This is a genomic window from Psychrobacter sp. CR212 (genome assembly GCF_059693765.1).
This window is the reverse complement of the sequence record NZ_JCATIF010000001.1, coordinates 545,968-568,819: the sequence shown is the minus strand read 5'-3', so window position 1 is coordinate 568,819 and position 22,852 is coordinate 545,968. Positions and strand designations below refer to the sequence as shown.

At 44.1% G+C, this 22,852-nt stretch carries 19 protein-coding genes and 1 tRNA gene; 15 read left to right on the top strand and 5 right to left on the bottom strand.

Features of this window, described 5'->3' with window-relative positions; translation table 11 throughout:
* Nucleotides 1-5 precede the first annotated feature (5 nt).
* The 3 genes from AC58CZ_RS02375 to rplU all read right to left on the bottom strand — a co-directional run bounded on the left by AC58CZ_RS02375 (nt 6) and on the right by rplU (nt 1,601).
* Complete coding sequence (locus tag AC58CZ_RS02375) at nt 6-581, bottom strand: hypothetical protein (protein WP_430283999.1); 576 nt, start codon at nt 579-581, stop codon at nt 6-8.
* Nucleotides 582-940: 359 nt separating this feature from the next.
* The gene (rpmA, locus tag AC58CZ_RS02370) at nt 941-1,198 is read right to left on the bottom strand and encodes a 50S ribosomal protein L27 (protein ID WP_058025936.1); all 258 of its coding nucleotides are present in this window, start codon (nt 1,196-1,198) and stop codon (nt 941-943) included.
* Between the two features lie 91 nt (nt 1,199-1,289).
* Nucleotides 1,290-1,601: a 50S ribosomal protein L21 gene (rplU, locus tag AC58CZ_RS02365; RefSeq protein ID WP_494223443.1), complete on the bottom strand. Its 312-nt coding sequence runs from the start codon at nt 1,599-1,601 to the stop codon at nt 1,290-1,292.
* Nucleotides 1,602-2,079: 478 nt separating this feature from the next.
* Here rplU and AC58CZ_RS02360 point away from each other — a divergent pair, with 478 nt between their 5' ends.
* The 5 genes from AC58CZ_RS02360 (at nt 2,080) to hemB (ending at nt 11,572) form a co-directional block, all read left to right on the top strand.
* Entirely contained in the window at nt 2,080-3,102 is a 1,023-nt protein-coding gene (locus tag AC58CZ_RS02360) for a polyprenyl synthetase family protein (protein ID WP_494223444.1), read from the top strand.
* Between the two features lie 748 nt (nt 3,103-3,850).
* Entirely contained in the window at nt 3,851-5,224 is a 1,374-nt protein-coding gene (locus AC58CZ_RS02355; RefSeq protein ID WP_093068689.1) for an efflux RND transporter periplasmic adaptor subunit, read from the top strand.
* 35 nt (nt 5,225-5,259) lie between these two features.
* Complete coding sequence (locus tag AC58CZ_RS02350; RefSeq protein ID WP_494223445.1) at nt 5,260-8,538, top strand: efflux RND transporter permease subunit; 3,279 nt, start codon at nt 5,260-5,262, stop codon at nt 8,536-8,538.
* Entirely contained in the window at nt 8,535-10,346 is a 1,812-nt protein-coding gene (locus AC58CZ_RS02345) for an efflux transporter outer membrane subunit (protein WP_071001994.1), read from the top strand. Before AC58CZ_RS02350 ends, AC58CZ_RS02345 begins: the two co-directional genes overlap by 4 nt.
* A 218-nt stretch (nt 10,347-10,564) precedes the next feature.
* Complete coding sequence (hemB, locus tag AC58CZ_RS02340) at nt 10,565-11,572, top strand: porphobilinogen synthase (RefSeq protein ID WP_071001995.1); 1,008 nt, start codon at nt 10,565-10,567, stop codon at nt 11,570-11,572.
* Between the two features lie 134 nt (nt 11,573-11,706).
* Here hemB and AC58CZ_RS02335 read toward each other — a convergent pair whose 3' ends face one another.
* Entirely contained in the window at nt 11,707-12,684 is a 978-nt protein-coding gene (locus AC58CZ_RS02335) for a glutathione S-transferase family protein (protein ID WP_071001996.1), read from the bottom strand.
* A gap of 313 nt (nt 12,685-12,997) precedes the next feature.
* Here AC58CZ_RS02335 and AC58CZ_RS02330 point away from each other — a divergent pair.
* Nucleotides 12,998-13,074 (top strand) — tRNA-Val (locus AC58CZ_RS02330).
* 243 nt (nt 13,075-13,317) lie between these two features.
* Here the strand turns inward: AC58CZ_RS02330 and AC58CZ_RS02325 are convergent.
* Nucleotides 13,318-13,542, bottom strand: coding sequence for a helix-turn-helix domain-containing protein (locus tag AC58CZ_RS02325; RefSeq protein ID WP_071001997.1), 225 nt, complete (start codon nt 13,540-13,542; stop codon nt 13,318-13,320).
* A 151-nt stretch (nt 13,543-13,693) separates the two neighbouring features.
* Between AC58CZ_RS02325 and AC58CZ_RS02320 the strand changes: the two genes are divergently transcribed.
* The 9 genes from AC58CZ_RS02320 to cas7c all read left to right on the top strand — a co-directional run bounded on the left by AC58CZ_RS02320 (nt 13,694) and on the right by cas7c (nt 22,849).
* Nucleotides 13,694-13,909, top strand: coding sequence for a hypothetical protein (locus tag AC58CZ_RS02320; protein ID WP_025645163.1), 216 nt, complete (start codon nt 13,694-13,696; stop codon nt 13,907-13,909).
* Nucleotides 13,910-13,920: 11 nt separating this feature from the next.
* Complete coding sequence (locus tag AC58CZ_RS02315; RefSeq protein ID WP_494223446.1) at nt 13,921-15,132, top strand: Arm DNA-binding domain-containing protein; 1,212 nt, start codon at nt 13,921-13,923, stop codon at nt 15,130-15,132.
* Nucleotides 15,119-15,409, top strand: coding sequence for a hypothetical protein (locus AC58CZ_RS02310; protein ID WP_494223447.1), 291 nt, complete (start codon nt 15,119-15,121; stop codon nt 15,407-15,409). The genes AC58CZ_RS02315 and AC58CZ_RS02310 overlap by 14 nt, the downstream gene beginning before the upstream one ends.
* Nucleotides 15,410-15,419: 10 nt before the next feature.
* A complete protein-coding gene (locus AC58CZ_RS02305; RefSeq protein WP_494223448.1) occupies nt 15,420-15,740 on the top strand; it encodes a hypothetical protein in 321 nt (106 codons plus the stop codon).
* Nucleotides 15,741-15,918: 178 nt separating this feature from the next.
* The gene (gene cas3 / locus AC58CZ_RS02300; RefSeq protein ID WP_427643017.1) at nt 15,919-18,558 is read left to right on the top strand and encodes a CRISPR-associated helicase Cas3'; all 2,640 of its coding nucleotides are present in this window, start codon (nt 15,919-15,921) and stop codon (nt 18,556-18,558) included.
* A gap of 236 nt (nt 18,559-18,794) precedes the next feature.
* Nucleotides 18,795-19,067, top strand: coding sequence for a hypothetical protein (locus AC58CZ_RS02295; RefSeq protein WP_071002003.1), 273 nt, complete (start codon nt 18,795-18,797; stop codon nt 19,065-19,067).
* A 64-nt stretch (nt 19,068-19,131) separates the two neighbouring features.
* Nucleotides 19,132-19,866, top strand: a complete 735-nt coding sequence (gene cas5c, locus AC58CZ_RS02290; RefSeq protein WP_071002004.1) for a type I-C CRISPR-associated protein Cas5c — start codon at nt 19,132-19,134, stop codon at nt 19,864-19,866.
* Nucleotides 19,863-21,899, top strand: coding sequence for a type I-C CRISPR-associated protein Cas8c/Csd1 (gene cas8c, locus AC58CZ_RS02285; protein ID WP_071002005.1), 2,037 nt, complete (start codon nt 19,863-19,865; stop codon nt 21,897-21,899). Before cas5c ends, cas8c begins: the two co-directional genes overlap by 4 nt.
* 56 nt (nt 21,900-21,955) lie before the next feature.
* Nucleotides 21,956-22,849 (top strand): type I-C CRISPR-associated protein Cas7/Csd2, encoded by an 894-nt coding sequence (gene cas7c, locus AC58CZ_RS02280; protein ID WP_071002006.1) that lies wholly within the window; start codon nt 21,956-21,958, stop codon nt 22,847-22,849.
* Nucleotides 22,850-22,852: the final 3 nt, after the last annotated feature.

The window sequence follows — 22,852 nt, the reverse complement described above, 5'->3', positions numbered from 1 at the left end:
TGGTTTCAAAAGATAACGTGCTTTCTGCCTTCCATCATTAATAATGCATAAATTAATAGATAAAAATTTGCTAGAAATCCTAAAAAAATAGCCATGATGATGAAAGTTTCAGTTCCCTCTAAATAACTTCTCATTACTTTAGAGTTACCCGCTGACGTAAAACCAAAAAACCAAATCCAGCCTAAGTTGATAGCGATAAGTAGCGATGCAGTTATAAAGATAGATCTTTTGGGATTTTCTCCCACTTCATGATTCAACTTATCTGAGTTTCTTGCAGCCAGTTTGAATTCTCTGACAACCTCGAATGATAATCCTTTCAAAAAATAAGCAGCTGTTATAGCAATAAAAATCATTATGAAGTACAAGACTGTAACGTCACTCAACAGTCTTATTCTACCCGAGGCTAGCTCCATGGATTGAGCGAAGGGTGTTATTCCCGTAAAATCTGAGAAATAATTTCCAAACATTAACGGCGTAAAAAACACGAGCACGAATCCATAAAGATAGATGTATTTAAAAGGTGATAAGTCATTAAGGATATTTAGCATGGTCTTATGAGAAATATAGTGCTGTTTTTTCATTTTTTCTTCAAACCTATCCACGATTTCATTTATTACCTGATCAAATCTTTTATTAGATCTCTTGCAAAAGTACCAGTTCATTGACTTCCACTGACGGAGTTACAAGGGCTGACGATGACTTATGCAAGAAGTCTATTCAAACTATCCGTCTTTCATAAAAAGATATTAGTTAAGATTGTTGAAATAGTATATTTTAAGAGCTAGCGTTGAGTGATATTGTTCAAAATACCATTCCTTAATCCTTATCATTAACTTACGATACCCTACAAACGCAAAAGCCCCTACTACCATAAGGCAGTAAGGGCTTTTTTAATTATCCAATCGTTTTATTCAAAGAATAAAATGACCTAAATAGATAATTATGCGTTTTCAACCGTTACATAACGACGGTTAAATTTACCTTTAGTCTCAAACTTTACCACACCATCATTTAATGCAAATAAAGTATGGTCACGACCCATGCCAACGCCTTCGCCTGCGTGGAATTCTGTACCACGTTGACGAACGATGATGTTACCAGCTGTGATAGCTTGGCCACCAAAGATTTTTACGCCTAGCATTTTTGGGTTTGAATCACGACCGTTACGGCTTGAACCGGCAGCTTTTTTATGTGCCATGAGAAAATCTCCTTGTTAATGTGACTTATCGCTTATGCGACAACTCTTAAGCATTTAGTGCGCTATTTAGCAAACATTGCTAAACGGGTAATTAGGCATTAATGGCTTTGATTTTTAACAAGGTGTACCATTGGCGGTGACCTTGCTCTTTGTGATAGTGCTTACGACGGTTGTGCTTGATGATACGGATTTTTTCGCCGCGACCATGCTCAACCACTTCAACTTCTACGCTAGCGCCTTCAACAACAGGCTGACCGATTTTGACGTCATCGCCGTCAACAACCATCAACACGTCTTCAAATTTGATTGTTTCGCCTTTTTCTGCTTTTAGCAATTCAACTTTAAGCAATTCATCGACGACTACACGGTGCTGCTTACCACCACTTTTAATTACTGCGTACATTGTATGACTCCGTTTAACCCGTGTGCCGTGGTAGATATTATACCTACGCTTCAATAACGAACACGACAGGGAAAAATTAAAGGCGTTATTTTACGTTTTCTGAATGATAAAAGCAAGCCGATTGTCTGGTTTTAGCAGCGCGTATTAGGTCTTATCATCTTAATAATCATAGCGATAGCCTAGCTAGCCTTAAGCGTAGTATTATAGCTCATTAAATCAATAACATATAGCTTATTTTATTCCATACTTATTCAATAGCTATTTCTGTTTTTATTGAGACGGCTTAATAGCTATTACTTAGCAACTACTCTATAAATTTCACTTAGTCTGACGCTATGACGCAATATTGTCGATAGCAATGAGCCGGCTGCGGCCTAGTGACTAAAACCAATAACACATATTAATCACCAATTAACCAAATAGGCTGTGCTATTATAGGCAAATCTTAAAACCCATCTAATAAATACGACTCTATATTATGACCAGCACTTCTTTAGCTTCTTCAGACCTTGCATCTCAAGCGCCTAATTATACGGACATTCAAAGCATCGTCGCTCATGATTTTGACATTATGGATGAGCAAGTCTTTGGTAGTCTCAACTCAAAAGTACAGCTCGTCATGAGCGTCTCTCAGCATGTAATCAATGCCGGTGGTAAGCGTATGCGCCCGCTGATTACGCTATTGTGTGCCCGTATGTTTGACGACAATCCATCAGAAAAAGCGATGCACCTAGCAGCCATTACTGAGATGCTACATACTGCCACCTTAGTGCATGACGATGTGATCGATGAGTCAGGACAGCGCCGCGGTAAACCGACGGCAAACGCCACATGGGACAATGCCACAGCCGTATTGGTCGGTGACTATCTGATTGCCCGTGCTTTTAATCTTTTGGTTGGTTTTCAGAGCTTGCCATTGTTGCAAGTATTCTCAGACGGGACTTGTGATATTGCTGAAGGCGAAGTATTGCAGCTACAACATCAGCATAACCCTGCCGCAACAGAAGAAGACTACTTACGCATTATCGATGGCAAAACCTCTCGCCTGTTTATGATGGCGACTCAAGGCGCGGCTATTTTGCAAGACAAAACTGAGTATATGGCGGCATTAGGCGACTTTGGACAGCACTTTGGTAATGCGTTTCAAATTATTGATGATGTCCTTGATTATAGTGGCGATAGCGACGTAATGGGCAAAAACCTAGGCGACGATCTTGCTGAAGGTAAACCTACTCTGCCAACTATCAAAGCACTCGAACTACTAAAAGACAGTGACAATGAAGGTTATGAGCAGCTAAGAATTGCGGTACAAACGGGTAAAACACCGAATGCTGAGCAGCTGATTGAGTTGGTACGCAGTTCCGGCGCATTAGATTACTGTAAACAGCGTGCACTAGAGGAGACGAGATTGGCCCAGCAAGCACTGGGCACACTGCCTGACAACCGTTATCGTCAAGGCTTGTACCAACTGACAGAATTGGCCAGCGCGCGATTGGTATAATGACATATGAATCGTCTGTGTTATTAGCTAATTGAGACGGCTCATTTTTTAGCAGCGTTTTTGAGCAACCGAGCCATAAATATTCATTGATCAAAAGCAACAGTCTCTAAAAAGACACCCTCTTAAAACGGGTGTGTCAGCCAAATAGTTACCTTTCTTTAAGTTTCATAAATCCTGACGGCACTATAATTGTGCCAGGATTTTTTAATGGTTAAATGCTGATTGACCACGCTCATTAGAGGTTACTGACTGGTCTAAGTCGCTATATTTTAAAGGTCATAATTAGGGGTTGATAAATTAGTCAATTTGTTGACAAAGCAGATTTTTGGCGATTTTAAACCTCAATAACACTATGGCTTTACAATTATAACAAAAAATTACAATAAATTTGCATAGCGGGTTGTATGTCTTCTTATTAGCTGCTGGTTGGTGTAGCGGTTACTATGGCGGGATTTTATTTACTCAGCGAGCACAGTGCGGTCAGTTTTTGTCAGCTTTCCTATCGTGAATCACTTGACTGCGGGGTAAACCCTATAGTTTATAATAACGCCTTAAATTTACTTGACGTCCTATAATTAGCTAGCGGTACTGCCCTATTTATCAATTTTATCAATAGCTTCTTATTTTTTGGCTATAAACTTCTATAAAGTTTCTTATTGCTCTTCGAAAAATAAGCTATTTTTTGATTATGATACGCTCTACCTCTATACCATTTATTCTATATTTTACTACTCTACCGAGGACCTTGATGAAGCATTCTTATCTTGCGCTTGTAATAGCATCTGTACTATCGGCTACAGTACTGGTCGGCTGTGACAATAAAGAAGACGCCGCTGCGGGTGAAAACGCTCAGCAGCAGATGCCGCCCGCTGTCGTCAACGTCCAAACTGTCAGCTTCGATACTGTGCCTCAAGTTCAGACTTTCTCTGGTCGTACTGCCGCTTATCAGACGGCTGATGTACGCCCTCAAGTCAGCGGCGTAATTGACGAAGTACTGTTCCGTGAAGGCAGTAACGTCAAAAAAGGCCAGCCGCTTTATCGTATCAATACTGACAACTACACGACCTCGGTCGCTAGTGGTCAAGCGGCGGTCGCGCAAGCACAGGCTAATCGCCAAACCGCTATCGCCAATAATGCCAATGCTAAAGCAGAGTTAGCCAGTCGCCAAGCCTCATTAGCACAAGCGATAAATGACTTTCAGCGTCTAAAAGGCTTGGTTGAGATTGACGCTATCTCCAAGCAGCAATATGACCAAGCGCAAACTCAGGTACGTACAGCGCAAGCGGCTCTAGAGAGTGCTCGCGCTGCAGTCGGACAAACTGAAGCGAGCATTAGAAGCGCTGAGGCTGGGATTAAAACCGCGCAATCAAACTTAGATGCTAGCGCTTTGGATCTCAATCGTACTATCGTCCGTGCACCGTTGACTGGTCGTAGTGACCGCTCAAGCGTTACTGCAGGAACCTTAGTTAACGCCAGTCAATCTGAGCCTTTAGTGACGATTTCGCGCTTAGACCCTATCTATGTCGATATCAGTCAGTCGTCATCTGAGCTATTGCAGCTTCGTCAGCAAATAGCAGACGGTTCAGCTCAGCCAGGCATGAACTCAGTTGAGTTGGTGCTAGAAGATGGCTCAGTGTATCCAGTGCGTGGCAAGCTTGCGCTGTCTGAAGCTAAAGTCGATCAATCTACTGGCGCGGTGACTCTACGAGCTATTTTCCCAAATCCTAATAACGTGCTACTGCCAGGTATGTATGTCTCAGCGCGTCTGACTCAAAGCGTCATTCCTAATGCAGCCTTAGTGCCGCAAAGCGCTGTAATGCGTACGCCTAAAGGCGATTCACAAGTCTACATCGTTGATGAAAATAATAAAATCCAAGTCCGTCCTGTTACCATTAATGGTACTTATGATGGTCAATGGGTGGTCACCGATGGCTTAAGTAGTGGCGATAAGCTAGTGGTTATAGGCGGCTCTAAAGTTAAGCCTGAGCAGGAGGTCGTGGTCAAGCCGTTAGAAAACGCTAATGGTGCACCTGCAACGCCTACCGCCAAAACACCACAGCAAGCTGCGAAAACGGTAGCTGATGACACTTCTGAGCAGGACACTGCTACCACCGCTAATTAATTCCATTCAAAGATAGGAAGACCTAGGGATATACTATGTCACGTTTTTTTATTGATCGCCCTATTTTTGCATGGGTGTTGGCCATTTTGGTCATGCTTATCGGGGTAATCTCGGTTGTTAATTTGCCGATTGAGCAGTATCCGCGTATCGCACCGCCCACCGTTTCTGTTAGTGCCACTTATCCTGGTGCCAACGCCCAAACCGTTGAAAACTCTGTGGTGCAGATTATTGAACAACGTATGAAAGGGCTAGATGGCTTGATGTACATCTCCTCATCGAGCTCCTCAAACGGTAGCGCTTCAGTGACGCTTACCTTTGAGAACGGTACCGACCCTGATACGGCGCAAGTACAAGTACAAAATAAACTGCAAGCGGCGATGAGCGCGTTGCCTGAGGCTGTTCAGCGTCAAGGTGTCAACGTTAATAAGTCCTCCAGCAGCTTTTTGATGGTGCAGGCATTTATTTCTGAAGATGGCAGTATGGATCGTGCCGATATTGCCGATTATATCAACTCCAATGTGCTTGACTCGATCAGTCGTGTGGAAGGGGTTGGTGAAGTTCAGGTGTTTGGTTCTACTTACGCCATGCGTATCTGGCTAGATCCTGCACGCCTACGTAGCTATAACATGGTGCCCTCTGATGTTGTCAATGCCGTACGAGCACAGAACGCTCAGGTATCTGCAGGTCAGCTAGGACAAGCACCTGCTGACACAGATCAACAGGTGATTAACGCCACCGTCAGTGTACAAAGCTACCTGCAGACTCCAGAAGAGTTTAGAAACATTCTACTAAAGACAGACAGCTCAGGCGCGCAGGTACGTCTCGGTGATGTCGCAGACGTAGAGATTGGTAGTGAAAACTATAGCGTCAACTCCTTGTATAACGGTCAAGAAGCGGCAGGTCTAGGTATCTCATTGGCTGCAGGCGCAAACGCGCTAGAGACCCGTGAGGCGGTCGGCGCACGTATGGCCGAGCTAGAAACCAACTTTCCAGCAGGCCTAAGCTCTGTTGTGCCTTATGACACAACGCCTTTCGTGAAGCTTTCTATCGAGCAAGTCGTGAATACGCTTATTGAGGCTATTGTCTTGGTGTTTATCGTCATGTTCATTTTCTTGCAGAACTGGCGCGCCACCATCATTCCTACTCTTGCCGTTCCAGTGGTCTTGCTAGGTACTTTTGCTGTGCTTTATATCGCAGGCTTTAGTATCAACGTCTTGACGATGTTTGCAATGGTACTCTCCATCGGTCTACTGGTTGATGATGCGATCGTTGTTGTCGAAAACGTCGAGCGAATATTAGAAGAAAACCCTGATATTTCGGTCAAAGATGCAACCGTTCAGTCGATGGGCGAGATCAGTAAGATCGTTATTGGTATTGCGCTGATTTTGTCTGCCGTATTTGTACCGATGGCCTTCTTTGGCGGCTCAACAGGTGTTATTTATCGTCAGTTCTCTATCACCTTGATCACGAGCATGGCGCTGTCAGCCATGGTGGCTCTAATCTTCACCCCTGCCCTATGTGTGACCTTGCTAAAACGTGGTAAGAGCCATGAAAAAGGCAGTACTGAACAACAAAAAGGCTTCTTTGGCTGGTTCAACCGCGGGTTCTTTAAGCTAAGCCGCTCTTATGAAAACTTCGTCGGCAAAAGTATTCGTTTTAAGTGGTTGTACCTGATCGGCTATGCCGCCATCATCGGTATTATGGCAGTGGTGTTCTTGCGTATTCCAGGTTCGTTTTTGCCAGAAGAAGACCAAGGTATTATGTTCACCTTAGTCCAGCTTCCTGCAGGCTCTACGCTAGATGAGACGCAGGATGTACTGGATAAAGTCAGAAATTATTACGACACGCAAGAAGGCGACAATATTGCCTCTGTCTTTACCGTTGCTGGTTTTAGTTTTGCAGGTCAAGGCCAAAACATGGGTCTGGCATTCGTTCGACTGTCAGATTGGGAAGAGCGCTCAGGCGATGAAAACACCGCGCAAGCCGTTGCTGGTCGTGCCATGGGTTATTTCTTTACCCAGTTAAATGAAGCGCAAGTTTTTGCTATCGTACCGCCTGCGATTACTGAGCTTGGTAATGCCAGTGGTTTTGATTTGATGCTACAAGATGTGGGTAACCTTGGACACGAAGGGTTACTTGAAGCCCGTAATATGCTGCTAGGTATGGCTGCACAAAACGAAAATGTGGCAGGCGTACGTCCTAATGGTCAAGAAGATGCACCGCAGCTCAAAGTCAATATCAATCAAGAACAAGCCGCCGCTTATGGTCTATCTTTAGGCAGTATCAATAGCGTTATCTCGACCGCCTGGGGCTCAAGCTACGTCAACGACTTTATCGATCGTGGCCGTATCAAGCGTGTCTATGTTCAAGGTGAAGCCAGTAGCCGTACCAATCCTGATGACATCGGCAAGTGGTATGTGCGCGGCGAAACCGGTAACATGGTCTCTTTCGATGCTTTCTCAAGTAGCGAATGGCAGTCAGGCTCACCGCGTTTGACTCGTTATAACAGCTTACCTTCGATGAATATTCAAGGTAATGCGGCACCTGGTCTTAGTACTGGTGAAGCCATGTCAGCTATGGAGAACATGATCAGTCAGCTCCCTGAAGGTATCGGTTACGAATGGACTGGGTTATCACTTGAAGAACAAAAATCAGGCTCGCAAGCTCCTATGCTTTATGCGCTATCGATTCTAGTTGTCTTCTTATGTCTAGCTGCGCTTTATGAGAGCTGGTCTATCCCCTTCTCTGTCCTATTGGTTATTCCACTTGGGGTATTGGGTGCGGTGATATTTACGTGGTTACGCGGTTTTGCTAACGACATCTACTTGCAAGTGGGTCTACTCACCGTCGTTGGTTTGTCCGCCAAAAACGCCATCTTGATTATTGAATTTGCCAAAGAGCACCAAGAAGAAGGCTATAGTCTCAGAGAGGCCGTCATGACCGCAGCGCGACAACGTCTACGTCCAATTATTATGACCTCGCTTGCCTTTGGTATCGGTGTTGTGCCATTAGCCATAGCTACTGGCGCAGGGTCAGGCAGCCAAACTGCTATTGGTACCAGTGTCGTAGGTGGTGTGGTTAGTGCCACTTTACTAGGTATCTTCTTTATTCCGATGTTCTATATTTGGGTGCGTGGTATGTTCCCTTATAAGGGCAATGAAGCTCACAATGGTAAAGGGGATGATGATGATAACCATCCAAGTGGTAACGGCGGCGGTGATAATCCGGTCCCATCTGCCCCTACAGAAGATAAGCAATCATTAACTCCTCCTGCGAGTTATCAGCCTGTAAGCTTTGGAGATAATACACAATGAGTTCTTTATTCTTAACCTCTAACTCAGCCGTAAGAGCGATAAGCTCTAAAGCTTTACTAGCTACTGGTAAATCATCGCGCCTACTTGGCCTGAGCTTTTTGGCTCTGAGTATGGCCGCTTGTAATACTATCCCTAAAGCAGATACAAGCCCCGTTCTCGCTGAGCCTAACCTTCCGATCGAGCAAGCTTATGGCGCTTTTGGTGATGAGACTGTCAGCACCTCTGAGCAGCCAAGTATCGCAGGACAGCGCTGGCAGGACTTTTATAGCGATGAGCGCCTAAAAGCTCTGATTGCGTTAGGACTGGAAAATAACAAAGACTTTGAGAGTGCCCGTTTGGCTATCGAAAAAGCGCGCGCGCAGTATCGTATTACTGATATTAATGATTTGCCGACTATCAATGGTCAAGCAGAATACTCACGCCAAAGCCAATCCTCTCCGCGCGTTGAGACGCCTTTTGGCAGTACTGGCGGTAGACAGACGACAGATAGCTACAGTGTCAATCTCGGTTTGGCAAGCTATGAGCTGGACTTTTGGGGCCGAATCGATAGCCTAAAAGATCAAGCGTTGCAGAGATTTTTGTCAACGACGGCAGCCAAAGACTCTATTCAAATTAGTCTGATTAGTAATATCGCGCAGAGCTACGCGAATCTTAGCTATAGCTTAGCGCAGCTCAAACTCGCCGAGGCAACTGTTGAGAGCCGTGAGCGCTCGTTGTTTATTGCGCAAGAGCGCTTTAAAGCCGGTATTGATCCTAAGCTGCCTTCCTTGCAATCTGCAGCAGCTTTAGAGAGTGCAAGACTTGCGGTACTACGTGCGCAAAGCAGTATTTTGACCTCCAGAAATGCTCTGCAGTTCTTATTAGGAGCGCCGGTACCTACTGAGCTTATCCCAGCACCCGCTGTCAGCAATATCACCAATCACGAGGTGTTTAGTGCCGGCTTGCCAAGCGAGCTGCTACGCTATCGCCCTGATGTATTACAAGCGGAATACGATCTAAAAGCCGCGGGCGCAAATATCGCTGTCGCCCGTGCCGCTTATTTCCCAACGATAAGCTTAGCCAGTAGCGTTGGTGTCCGTAGCGATGGCTTGAGCGACTTGTTCGATAATGATGCAGTCGGCTGGTCATTTGGCCCTAATATCAGCGTACCCATCTTTGATGCTGGACGTTTGGATGCAAACTACGATGTCGCACAAATCGAGCGCGAACAAACGCTTGCCAGCTATGAGCGCTCAATTCAAACGGCGTTCCGTGAGGTCTCCGATGTGCTCGCTACTCGCGCAACTCTAGGCGAGCAGCTCGCAGCTCAGTACCGCCTGCAAGATAACTTTGATCAGACTTATGAGATTGCTGATGCGCGCTTTAAAGCTGGTATCTCAAACTATCTCGATGTCCTTGATGCTCAGCGCTCATTGTTTGACACTCAACAAGGCATTCTAGACTTAGAGCTACAAAAAATCATCAGTCAAATCGAGCTATATCAAGCGCTTGGCGGCGGTGCCAATCTCGATACACCTGTCGCGATTCCGGTTCCGCAATATACTAACTTGGCCCAAGTTGGTACTTTATTAACCAAAGATGCCGAGTCGCAAGCGGCCTATGCTATCGACGCTGCTAGCTCAGCGCGAGTAGCTGCAGCACCAGAAGCCGCCGCTATCAAACAAGCACAGACGCCTGTGAAGGTTGACTTTAAGCCGACTGCGATTGTCGATATCGATAATGACAACGACGCTGATGCAGCGGTTGGGGTATTGACTGAAGAGACACCTACTGAGCAAGTACCAGTGCCACAGATTGTCACTCCATAAAGATGGTTATATAACATTTGATAACTAGCTAGCGTATTATTTTTATAACAATTAGCTCTACCTTCTTGGTGGGGCTTTTTGTTGTTATGTGCTACCTTTAGTAGTTATATATAAATAGTAGCTATATATAAAAGCTAAAAATTTTAGCTGCATCTGATGCTTTACTTATTTAATGATTACCCCTCAAACTTACTAAAACTAATAATAAGGAAAAAACAATGTCTTATACGTTTAATCGTCAATTCCCCGAGACTCGCCTGCGCCGCTTGCGCTACAACGATAATATCCGTGCTATGATTCGTGAAGTCGAGCTTCACCCCAAACATTTCATAGCCCCAGTATTTGTATTAGAAGGTAGTAATCAGCGCGAGGCCATCGCCAGTATGCCGGGCGTTGAGCGCTTATCGATAGACCTATTGATTAATTATGCCAAAGAGCTTTTAAGCGAGGGCGTGACGACTATCGATATTTTCCCTGTTATCGACAACTCGCTAAAAACTCCTGATGGCAAAGCGGCCTATGATGAGAATGGACTAAGCGCGCGTGCCGTAGCAGCACTAAAAGACGCAGTGCCTGAGATGGTGGTGATGACCGATGTGGCGCTCGACCCTTATACGTCACACGGTCAAGACGGCTTGCTTGATGACAGTGGTTATGTGGTCAATGATGACACCGTTGAGGTGCTGGTCAAGCAAGCACTCGTCCATGCTAGAGCTGGCGCTGATATCATCTCTCCAAGTGATATGATGGATGGCCGTATCAAAGCCATGCGTGATGCCTTTGAAAGCGAAGGTCTTGTCAATACCGCTATCATGGCTTACTCTGCCAAATACGCTTCTGCTTATTATGGGCCGTTCCGTGATGCAGTCGGTAGCGCCGGCAACCTAAAAGGCGGTCATAAAAAACAATATCAGATGGACTTTGGTAACCGCGCTGAAGCTTTGCACGAAGTGGCGATGGACATCAATGAGGGCGCAGATATGGTGATGATTAAGCCTGGTCAGCCCTATCTCGATCTGATCCGTGAAGTCAAAGACACCTTTGGCGTACCGACTTTTGCCTATCAAGTCTCCGGCGAATACGCGATGCACATGGCAGCTATTCAAAACGGCTGGCTGACTGATGCGGTGATCCTAGAATCGCTTATTGGTTTTCGCCGCGCCGGTGCCGATGGTATCTTGACTTACTTTGCACTTGAGGCAGCTCGGCAGTTAAATAATGGTTAATATCAATTAAAATGCCTTTTACATTGTAAAACACCCCAGCTGCTTCCCAGCTGCTTCATAGTCGCTGGGGTGTTTTTTATTGAAATTCTATTTATGCTTAGCCTTTTTTGTTCACATGTATAAAGCAAACATGTCTATAGCTGATCACGATGATGGGCTGTCGTAAAATCAATAGCAGGGCCAATAGGGATGATACGAGTGGGGTTGATATTGGCGTGGCTGGTGTAATAGTGCTGCTTGATGTGCTCCATATTTACTGTCTCAGCGATACCAGGCACTTGGTATAGATCACGCAGATAGCCCCACAGGTTTGGATAGTCGATAATGCGGCGTAGGTTGCATTTAAAATGCCCAACATAGACCGCATCAAAACGAACTAAGGTGGTAAACAGTCGCCAATCCGCTTCGGTGATAGTGCTCCCTGTGAGGTAACGCTTATCTGCTAGGCGCGCTTCCAGTGTATCTAGCGCGGCAAACAGCTCAATCACCGCCTCTTCATAAGCCTCTTGTGTGGTCGAAAATCCAGCCTTGTACACCCCATTATTAATCGTCGTATAGACAAACGCATTGATATCATCGATTTCTGGCAATAACGATGCTGGCGAGAAATCGCCTGCTAGTGCGCCAACGTCGTCAAAAGCTGAATTGAACATCCGAATGATCTCTGATGATTCATTACTCACAATCGTATTGGTCTTTTTGTCCCATAAAATCGGAACAGTAACCCGTCCCGTATAATTGGGTTTTGCTTTAATATAAAGCTCATAAGCATAATCTGCATGGATAAGCGGATCAGGGATTACTCCCTCGCCCTCTGCAAACGTCCAACCATTATCTCCCATGTAAGGGTTGACCACAGAGATCGGAATGATCTGCTCCAAACCTTTGAGCTTACGATAAATTAAAGTACGGTGTGCCCAAGGACAGGCTAGCGACACGTACAGGTGATAGCGATCAGGCTCAGCCTTAAACCCGCCTACGCCCGTAGGACCTGCACTACCATCTGCGGTGATCCAGTTCCTAAACCCGGCATCTTCACGCTCAAATCGCCCGCCGTTTTCTTCCGTGTCGTACCATTTGTCTTGCCACTTACCATCTACCAATAAGCCCATGTCATCCTCCGACTAGTTCTAATTTTCGTTGAATACCTAGTTGACACAAATGACTTTACATCATTGCTCTTATGACAACCACATTCGTTAGAGGAATATGATATCAGTTATAAGAGCTTACTCATTAATTTTTACGCTGTTATTAACAATAAAAACTAAACTGGTTAAAATAAATATTTAGAAAATATACATAAAAAGCATACTGTAGTATTTGATAATAACGCGTGACGTCAAATATTATGATAATAAAATAAGATAATTATAAAAAAGGCTTGCAAAGTCTGAAAAACTTGCTAAAATGCATGGCCTAAATAGGCGTATAGCTCAGTTGGTTAGAGCGCTACCTTGACATGGTAGAGGTCGTTGGTTCGAATCCGATTACGCCTACCAGATTCGAAAAGCCCCAATCTTTTTGATTGGGGCTTTTTTTATGCCCGTAATATAAGGGCTGTAGCGGAATAGATAGATTAATATTAATTAGACTTTAGACCTTTCTACATTTAAACAATTAGCACTGAAAAATCTGTGTGCCCAAAATGTGCCCAAGTTGCGCCTTCCCTTAATTTTTCCTATTTATCAATATAGTCTTTTTGACCTCTACTCTAGTTGTTCTAAAACCACCCTAAAACTAATTTACTTTTCTTCATCTAGCGACTCGTTAGGTACATAAGTAAATAAGTCGCCTACGCCAATATCTAATGCTTCACAAATCTTATCCATAGTCTCGAAATCGATTCTTGATGTTTGCTCATTATAGATCTTGTGCATAGTCGACTTGCTAATTCCTGTCATTCTTATCAAATCTGCCACTTTCATACGCCGTTCAGCTAGTAGTACCGGTAAATTACATAAAATCATCAATAATTCCTTAATAGACTAAAAAAAGTACTTGCATCGACTTACGATAGCTAGTAAAGTAATTCTATCGAATAACAAAATACTTTCATAGAATTATTTGTTATCTCGATAAAAAAACCTAGTTATTTAATTGGCTTACAAGGAATTTATTATGTCACATACCTACCTAACTACCCAAGAGCTTTCTGAGCTCATTAAGTATAACCCTCGTACGATACGTAATGAGCTCAAAGATACTGTGCTTATCGAAGGTATTCATTACATCCGGCCGTTTGGTGGACGCAAAATTTTATATGTTTGGGAAGAGATCGAAAAAGATATGCGTACTGGTGTTACCGGTAGCATCAACGCTATGGCACTACAATAAGGAGAACTATCATGGCTAGTATTAGGACACGTAAGGGTAGCAATATGCTATTTGTCGACTTTCGCTATATGAACAAACGCTGTAGGGAGACGACAAACCTCGTTGACACGCCAGCGAATCGTAAGAAGCTTGAAAAAGTGATTGAAAAAATGGAAGCGGAAATTACTTTGGGTATATTTAGCTATGCTAAGTATTTCCCCAAAAGCGATAAATGCGATGAGATGATGGCATTAAGCGATCGCAAAGACTGTATTCAAAGTGACATCACTTCATTCGAACAGTTTGCTCTACTATGGTTTTCTGAAAAAGAGATCGAGTGGCGTGATACTTACAAACGTAAGATTAAAGAAATTATTGATATGTATTTATTGCCTAAGTTTGGCACTAAGCCTATCCATATCATAAAAAAGACAGATGTATTAGCCTTCCGTTCATCCCTCGCCAAAGTGACTTACGGAAAAGCTAACAAGCATCTGTCAGCGGCACGCATCAATTCGATAATGGTACCTTTAGGTATGATACTAAAAGAAGCCTCTAAACGCTACCAGTTTGAAAACCCTTACTATGATATCAAGGCACTCAAACAACCGAAGACCGATATCCAACCGCTGACTTTAGAAGAGGTTTGGACGTTCATTAATGGTGTTAGAAAAGACTATCGCAATTATTACTTGGTGCGTTTTTTGACAGGTATGCGTACTAGTGAGATTGATGGGTTGACGTGGGAGAACATTGACTTTAATCGACGTGAGATTGTGATCAAACAAGCTTATGTTAAAGGCAAAATTGTTCCTCCTAAGACTCAAGAGTCTTATCGTGCGATTCAAATGTCACCTTGGGTCTACGATGCTCTAAAGGAACAGCAGGCCATCACTTATAAGCGATCTGACTATGTGTTTTGCGCGCATACGGGTGAGCCACTTGATTACAACAACGTGAATAAACTTGTTTGGCACCCTACTCTTAAGATTTTAGGTCTCAAAAAGCGTAATGCTTATCAGACTCGTCATACTGCAGCAACGCTCTGGCTAGCGGCTGGCGAGAGTCCTGAATGGATAGCAAGTCAAATGGGACATGCGACAACTAAGATGCTATTCAATACCTATAGTCGGTATGTACCGAACATGACTAGGCAGGATGGCAGTGCGTTTGAAGCATTGGTCAATCGCAGTCAGATTGCTCAGGCATCTAACGATAAGGGGCCTCACAATGAAGATGATTGATTACGATAAGCTGCATGCGACGTTTAAACCTAGTGGCTATGTCAGTAATGGCGCAGATAATATTGCTAACTATCTCATTTGTGAGCTCTGTATTCAGTCAGGTACTGGTTTGGCTAGGTTCCTGAGTATTGATAGTTGCTTTGATAATTATATGGCGCTGCGCATATGGGTACAGAAGCGCTTAGATGTCAATCCTGACTATGTCGTTGATGATATGTGTAGTCAGCTACAGAGTGAGCTCTACGAGCTACTACCACAAACTGGCTATGGATACTAAGGAGGGTATTATGAGCATGAACTTCGTCTTTGATTCAGCTTTTGATGATACAAAAAAGCGTTTGTGCCATGAGTATTGGTCCTATATGTCTCCCAGTGATTATATAGCGCATTTAGAACTGCTTTGTTACGACCACAACATAGAGTTTGATGAATTGTTTGCTACACTTGCAAAATGTCAGGTTTATTTAGATGACGTACACTGTGAGTACTGTGGTCGTCCATACCAGCTTGATGTACCAGCAGATATACCTTATGCAAGAAGTTTGCGCTCTTGGTTTTGTGAGGGGTGTATCAGCTTTTCAGGTGGTCAGATTACTGTAAGTAGATAGACTAATAAGTGTAATTAATTACCAGATAACTTAGGTTATCTGGTTTTTTATTGCCTTTTAAATCTTTAACGACATTTGTTGTCGCGAATGCTTCAATTATATGTTGTTACCCTTACTAAATTAAGATATTGTTATCCTAAATATTTTAAACAACTTATGTTTGGATAATAGCGCACCAATGAAAAATCTAAATATTCAAAATAAGCAAGCAGACTCTCTTGAGCAGAAGTTTATTGCGCATGTACGGCAAAGTGATGGCGCTGAGCAGCTACTCTATGATCATTTAACAGGAACGGCAGAAATAAGTAGGGCGCTAGCCCTGAAAATCGGGCTGCCATTATCAGGTGAATTGATTGGACTGGTACATGACCTTGGCAAATACAGCACGGCGTTTCAAGAATATATAAAAGAGTGTGTCATCCATGATAACTATAAAGAACTGGGTTTAGATGAAGATGAAGAGGCTGAAATATTACGTAGAGGGAAACCAACGAAAGGCTCAGTGGACCACTCTACAGCGGGCGCTATTTATCTTAAAGAGCAGTTTGAAAAATTAGGCTCAAGTTATCTAAAAGCACATACACAACAAAAAATCCGCCGCTATGAGGGGCAACTACTGGCGGATATGATGTTCATTTGCGTGGCATCACATCATAGCGGTCTTGTTAATGTCGTCGGACAAAATGCCCAACCATATTTACTCAACCGCAAAAACAAACCTGAAGAAAAAACCCACTATACCCAAGCCCTAGAGCGTGCCAAGCAAGAGCAGCTGTTTGCGCAATTGGATGACAGCTTTAAAAAAGACACGCTTAAAGAGTTTCAAGGCATTGTCAAAAAAATCATGGCTGATAGTCGCGCTACGGACAAGCAAAAAGACTTTTATTTGGGATTTTTGACTCGTTTACTGTTTAGCTGTCTGATTGATGCTGACCGTAGCAACAGCATCGCCTTCGAACACCCAAATCAAGCCCATCTTTTAGACTATAAGCGACCAAACTGGCAAATCGCGATAGATAAAATCGAAACCCTTTATCAAGGCTTCGCTGATAAAGCAGAGCACAGCCCGCCAAACCCAATCAACGAACAACGTAACCACATCGCTCAAACCTGCCTACACGCGGCGCAGTCTGACCAAGGTATTTTTACTTTGACCGTACCAACAGGTGGCGGCAAAACGCTTGCCAGCCTGCGCTTTGCTGTGCAGCATGCTAAACGCCACAACCTCGACCGCATTATCTATATCATCCCTTTTACCAGCATCATTGAACAAAACGCTGCTGAGGTGCGCAAAATTTTAGAAGAAGAAGGCCCCAAAGGTGTCTTTGATGGTCAATGGGTGTTAGAACAACATTCAAACCTAGAGCCTGACGTACAGACGTGGCAGAGCAAACTGATTATGGATAATTGGAACGCTCCCATTGTATTTACCACCATGGTACAGTTTTTAGAAAGCTGCTTTGGCGGCGGCACCAAAGGCGTCAGACGCTTGCATCAGCTAAGCCGTGCGGTGCTCATTTTTGATGAGATACAGACATTACCAATGAATTGCTACTACCTATTTTGTAGCGCGCTCAATTTTTTGACCACTCACGCCAACTCTAGCGCCGTGCTGTGCACCGCCACCCAGCCCGTACTGGACAATTTACCGATAGCACACAATGGCAGCTTGAACTCTGCTACCGAAATCATTGGCGAGCGCACTCAGCTACATACCCTATTCGATACTTTGCAGCGCGTCGATATTCATGACCATACTAAAAACCCTCAAGATTTAGATGGCTTGACAAATTATGTTAATCATAATTTTGCTCAATTTAGCAGCACCTTGGTTATCGTTAATACTAAGACGTGGGCCAGTCAGCTGTATCAGAAACTATCAGACACCGTGCCTGAAAACGAGCTATATCATTTAAGTACGTCCCAATGCGCTCGCCACCGTAAAGACTTATTAGACCAAATTAGAAACCGTTTAAAACAAGGCTTACCGACTTTGGTTATATCAACCCAACTGATTGAAGCTGGCGTGGATGTGTCATTTCGTTCCGTCGTGCGCTTTTTGGCAGGTCTTGACAGTATTGCGCAGGCGGCGGGACGCTGTAACCGTCATGGTGAGATGCGTGACGACCAAGACAAGCCTGTCAAAGGGCAAGTATTTATCGTACGTCCAGAGAGCGAAAACCTAAGTAAACTGCCTACCATCGCTCAAGGCAAGGCCATCATGAGCAACATTCTGTCCCAATGGGCGCATAACGCGTATGGCGATGTACATTTGCTGCACCCCGACATCATGCAGCAGTTTTTCCATCACTACTATCAGACCGAGCACGGTATAAAAGAAATGGCATATCCCATTAAAGACAGTAAAGGTAAATCTGTAGGTACAGAAACCTTATATAACTGGCTGAGCAGTAACAACACCAATCCATTGACTAATAATAACAATGCGCAGCGGCATCAAGCTGAGCAATTTCCGCAGCTTTGGCAGTCCTTTATGGACGCAGGGCGCACATTTAAAGCCATAGACGCACCAACCAAAGCCATTATTGTGCCGTATCTTGAGGAAGGACGGCATTTGATTAGTGCCCTTTACAATACAAGCGTGAGTGACAGTCACTTTTATCAGCTGGTACACGACGCCCAGCAGTACAGTATCAATGTCTTTCCATTTATGTTGGATAAACTCATGGACGAAAACGCCATTCACCAAGTACGAGACACTGGCATTCTTACTCTATCAGAGACGTTTTATGATGCACAGATGGGGCTGAATATCGCAGGTGATGGCAAGCTGGATTTTATGGATTTTGGAATGTAGTAGGTTAAACAAAAATGGCAACGACTGTGGTAAGACAGACGTTGCCAAGTGCTTTCTAGCCTATTTAGCTTATAGTTTCAATCCACATCATAAAATGATGAATAGTAATTATACCATAAAACAATATCTCTCAAAATTGCCTTTTTAGTTTATAGAACTTGTAATTATAAATTATTAGCTATAGTATGAGTATGTAGTCATTGATTACATTCACTCATCATAGAAGGAAAAGATTTATGGCAGCTCTATTAGTTACTTACGATTTAAATTCGCCCGGACAAAAACATGCCAAAGTTCTGGAAAAAATCAAAAGCTTTGGAGGTTGGGCTAGACTTTCCGAGTCAAGTTACGCAATCACCACTTCCTTAACTCCAAGCCAAGTTTACTCACAATTTGAAAATTTAATAGATGCTAATGACACCATTTGGATAATTACACTGAAAAAACCTTATTCTGGTTTTGGTTCAAAGGATATTATCGACTGGTTAGATAATAGTCTGACGTATTAGACATATTATTGATGCAAGTTTCTTTTTGAGACTTGCATTACTCAATAAAAGGAACTGACATGCTATGAAAGAAAACCAAATTGAATTTTTACTTACAGGGCGTCATGCCCTGTTTACCGACCCCATCACTCGTATTGGTGGCGAAAAAACCAGCTATCATTTGCCGACTTATGAGGCTTTAAAAGGGGTTTGTAAATCTATTTACTGGAAACCCTCCATCATCTGGTATATCGACAGAGTGCGCGTCATCAATCCTATCCGCACACAAACCAAAGGTGTCAAGCCGATTAAGTTTAATGAAAGCGGTAACGACTTGGCGTATTACACCTATTTGCATGATGTCGCCTATCAAGTGCAAGCGCACTTTGAATGGAACATGCACCGCCCCGAGTTAGCCGCTGACCGCATTGATGGTAAACATTACAGTATTGCCCAGCGCATGCTGAATAAAGGCGGACGCCAAGACATCTTTTTAGGTACACGCGAGTGCCAAGGCTATGTTGAGCCTTGCGAATTTGGTAGCGGTAAAGGTGCTTATGATGACGTTGATGAACTGGGTTATGGCTTGATGTTTCATAGTTTTGCCTACCCTGACGAGACTGGCTTGGACGCACTGCACAGTCGATTTTGGCAAGCCGTTATGCACTTTGGCGTTATTGATTTTCCAAAGCCTACTGACAACTTAACGCTAGATGCCCAAAACGGGATGCCAAACCGCTTTGTCCGCAATATGAGCGCCAAAGACTTTGCCCTTGATAATAACATGCAGTCAGTAAGTCAGACGGAGGCCTCGTTATGAGCTGGTTACAACGACTTTACCAAACCTATGAAGCCGCCAGTCAAAACGCCGACCTACAAGCGCAAGACCAGAAGCTGATGCCTTATTATCATGTCAATCAAAACGTGCAAATTGTCATCACGATTAATGACAAAGGTGACTTTGTCCGTGCTGAGGTGTGCCGCGATGACAATGGCAAAGTCAAATCAAAATACCTTGCCATTCCTGCGACCAATGATTCTGCCAATCGTACATCAGGCGCAGTAGCACATCCACTATCCGATAAGTTGCAATATGTCGCTAAAGATTTTTTTGATTACAGTCAGAATAAAAAAGATTTGTATCCATTATATGAAGACATATTATCTACATGGTGCAGCTCAGAACATTCACACCCCAAAGCACAGTCCGTCTTAACTTACGTCAAAAAAGGCACGCTGGTCAAAGATTTAATCGACGCTCATGTTTTGATTGTTGACCCTGATAACAAAAGCAAGCTTGCCTACCCTGAACAAGCCAGCGATTATCCCGATAGCATTTTAGCGGCGCTCAATAAAAACAAAGGCGTCTTTGATCAGGGCGCAGCATTTATTGTGTGGAATGTCATTGCCAGTAGCTTAGACACCCCTACTCAGCACGTCACCGAGACATGGCGTGATGACAACTTGTTTGCCGCATGGCAGCAGTTTTACGCCACTTTAGACAGTACCGATGGCTTTTGTTACATCACTGGCAACACCAGTCCACTCGCCAGCAAGCACCCCAACCGCATCTTACGCAGCTCAACCAATGCCAAACTCATCTCTGCTAATGATGCGACAGGCTACACATTTCGTGGTCGCTTTACCGATACAACAGGTATGCAGGCAGCAGGTATTAGCGCCGTGGTCACCGAAAAGGCGCACGCCGCGCTATCATGGCTGCTGTCGCGACAAGGACGTGAAGAAGCGGGACAAGCCATCGTTGCATGGTCAATATCAGGTATCGAAGTGCCGCAACCAACCAGCGTCGCCGCACCGCTGGACGTACTAGACGCATCTAAGACATCTGACAACGACGGTAATGACTTTGAAGAATATGACGATGACGAAGCATCAGACACAGAACCTACGTTTCAGCACCGTAACGACTTGGGTTATCGCTTTGCCACACATTTACGCAATACCTTACAAGGCTACCGCCAACAACTGCCCGAGCATCAGCAAATCTCTATTATTAGCTTAGAGGCCGCCACTCCTGGACGTATGGCGGTGACGTACTACCATGAAAGTATGCCCAGTGAATATATAGACGCCTTACAAGCGTGGTATACGCAGTTTGCGTGGTATCACACTTATAGAGATGATGACAGCAACCAACAACGACTGGGTATTCAATCGCCTACCCCAAAGCAGATTGCACAGGTCGCCTATGGCGCACGCCTGTCCGATGCGTTAAAGAAACAAGTGGTCGCTCAAGTATTGCCCTGTATCGTTGAAGGAGAAGCACGCCGCTTTCCTAGACAGCTGGTCGAGCTGTGCATCAAACGCGCTTGTAACCCACTGGCCCTTGAGCACTGGGAGTGGGAGCAGGCGCTAAGTACAGCGTGCGCCTTATACCGTGGCTATTATTTAAGACAATCAGACGATAAAAAAAGGAGCTATACCGTGGCACTACAACCTGAGCTTACCAGCCGAGACTATCTATACGGACGTTTATTGGCAGTTGCTGAAGACATCGAAAGCCTCGCGCTATATGTCGCTGGAGAAAAGCGCAACACCACCGCCCAGCGCTATATGCAACAGTTCGCCAATCGACCTTTTACCACATGGCGCAACATTGAGCTGGCACTAAAGCCTTATGAAAACCGCCTAAAATCCAATCGTGGCGGCTACTTGGCTAAAAAACAGCAGCTGATTGATGAAATTATGAGTGCATTTACCAGCGACCGTTTTACCGATGATTCAGCATTATCGGGAGAATTTTTATTAGGATATCACAGCCAAAAAATGCAATTTAAATTAGACAAAGAGTACGCGAAAGCCGAAGTAGAAAATGATAGCGATGCTGCATAACCCAATCAGTGTCCAACAACACCCTATTTTTTTAATGACAAATAAGAGGAAACCTCATGAGCGCCAACGAAAATACTTTAAACCATAAAATTGATTTTGCCATCATTATTGAAGTGAATAATGCCAATCCAAACGGCGACCCCCTAAACGGTAACCGTCCTCGTACTGACTTTGCAGGGAATGGCGAGATTACTGATGTGTGTCTAAAACGCAAAATCCGCGATCGACTACAAGAGGCGGGTGAAACTATTTTTGTACAGTCGGATGAGAAAAAAACGGATGGCATGACCAGCTTAAAAAATCGTGCTTATGACGAAGACGTTGGTTTAGGTAAAAATGCCTTTGAAGCCAACAAAAAAGAAAACATTGAAGCCAAACGTGATGAAACAGCGCAAAAAGCTTGTGAAAAATGGTTCGATGTACGTGCCTTTGGTCAAGTGTTTGCCTTTAAAGCAGATGCTAAAAATGCTGATGGTGTCTCTATCCCTATCCGTGGTCCTGTCAGTATTCAATCTGCCTTTAGCTTACAGCCTGTTGATATCACCAGTACCCAAATCACCAAAAGCGTCAGTGGTGAAGGCGATGGTACGAAAAAAGGCAGCGATACGATGGGTATGAAGCACCGCGTGGATAAAGGCATCTATGTGACTTATGGTGCGATTACGCCGCAACTGGCGGAACGTACAGGTTTTAGTGATGCTGATGCCGACAAGATCAAAGAGATACTCCCTAAGCTGTTCGAAGGTGACGCTTCCTCTGCTCGTCCTGAAGGCAGCATGCAGGTCAAAAAGGTCATTTGGTGGGAACATAGCAGCAAATCAGGGCAACACTCATCTGCTAAGGTGCATCGCAGTTTAAAGGAATTGCTTGATAATCACGGCGCATTTGATGAAGACGCGTTAAAGTCAGCTTTAGCAGAATTAGAGCCTAATATTATTGAAGGGTTTTAACCT

Excerpts from the sequence above, each read along its gene's own strand:
- cas7c (WP_071002006.1), top strand. The coding sequence starts at position 21,956 with ATGAGCGCCAACGAAAATACTTTAAACCATAAAATTGATTTTGCCATC.
- AC58CZ_RS02355 (WP_093068689.1), top strand. The coding sequence starts at position 3,851 with ATGAAGCATTCTTATCTTGCGCTTGTAATAGCATCTGTACTATCGGCT.
- rplU (WP_494223443.1), bottom strand. The coding sequence starts at position 1,601 with ATGTACGCAGTAATTAAAAGTGGTGGTAAGCAGCACCGTGTAGTCGTC.
- AC58CZ_RS02315 (WP_494223446.1), top strand. The coding sequence starts at position 13,921 with ATGGCTAGTATTAGGACACGTAAGGGTAGCAATATGCTATTTGTCGAC.
- AC58CZ_RS02320 (WP_025645163.1), top strand. The coding sequence starts at position 13,694 with ATGTCACATACCTACCTAACTACCCAAGAGCTTTCTGAGCTCATTAAG.
- AC58CZ_RS02295 (WP_071002003.1), top strand. The coding sequence starts at position 18,795 with ATGGCAGCTCTATTAGTTACTTACGATTTAAATTCGCCCGGACAAAAA.
- cas5c (WP_071002004.1), top strand. The coding sequence starts at position 19,132 with ATGAAAGAAAACCAAATTGAATTTTTACTTACAGGGCGTCATGCCCTG.
- hemB (WP_071001995.1), top strand. The coding sequence starts at position 10,565 with ATGTCTTATACGTTTAATCGTCAATTCCCCGAGACTCGCCTGCGCCGC.
- rpmA (WP_058025936.1), bottom strand. The coding sequence starts at position 1,198 with ATGGCACATAAAAAAGCTGCCGGTTCAAGCCGTAACGGTCGTGATTCA.
- AC58CZ_RS02310 (WP_494223447.1), top strand. The coding sequence starts at position 15,119 with ATGAAGATGATTGATTACGATAAGCTGCATGCGACGTTTAAACCTAGT.
- AC58CZ_RS02360 (WP_494223444.1), top strand. The coding sequence starts at position 2,080 with ATGACCAGCACTTCTTTAGCTTCTTCAGACCTTGCATCTCAAGCGCCT.
- AC58CZ_RS02325 (WP_071001997.1), bottom strand. The coding sequence starts at position 13,542 with ATGATTTTATGTAATTTACCGGTACTACTAGCTGAACGGCGTATGAAA.
- AC58CZ_RS02305 (WP_494223448.1), top strand. The coding sequence starts at position 15,420 with ATGAGCATGAACTTCGTCTTTGATTCAGCTTTTGATGATACAAAAAAG.
- AC58CZ_RS02350 (WP_494223445.1), top strand. The coding sequence starts at position 5,260 with ATGTCACGTTTTTTTATTGATCGCCCTATTTTTGCATGGGTGTTGGCC.
- AC58CZ_RS02345 (WP_071001994.1), top strand. The coding sequence starts at position 8,535 with ATGAGTTCTTTATTCTTAACCTCTAACTCAGCCGTAAGAGCGATAAGC.
- cas8c (WP_071002005.1), top strand. The coding sequence starts at position 19,863 with ATGAGCTGGTTACAACGACTTTACCAAACCTATGAAGCCGCCAGTCAA.
- AC58CZ_RS02375 (WP_430283999.1), bottom strand. The coding sequence starts at position 581 with ATGAAAAAACAGCACTATATTTCTCATAAGACCATGCTAAATATCCTT.
- cas3 (WP_427643017.1), top strand. The coding sequence starts at position 15,919 with ATGAAAAATCTAAATATTCAAAATAAGCAAGCAGACTCTCTTGAGCAG.
- AC58CZ_RS02335 (WP_071001996.1), bottom strand. The coding sequence starts at position 12,684 with ATGGGCTTATTGGTAGATGGTAAGTGGCAAGACAAATGGTACGACACG.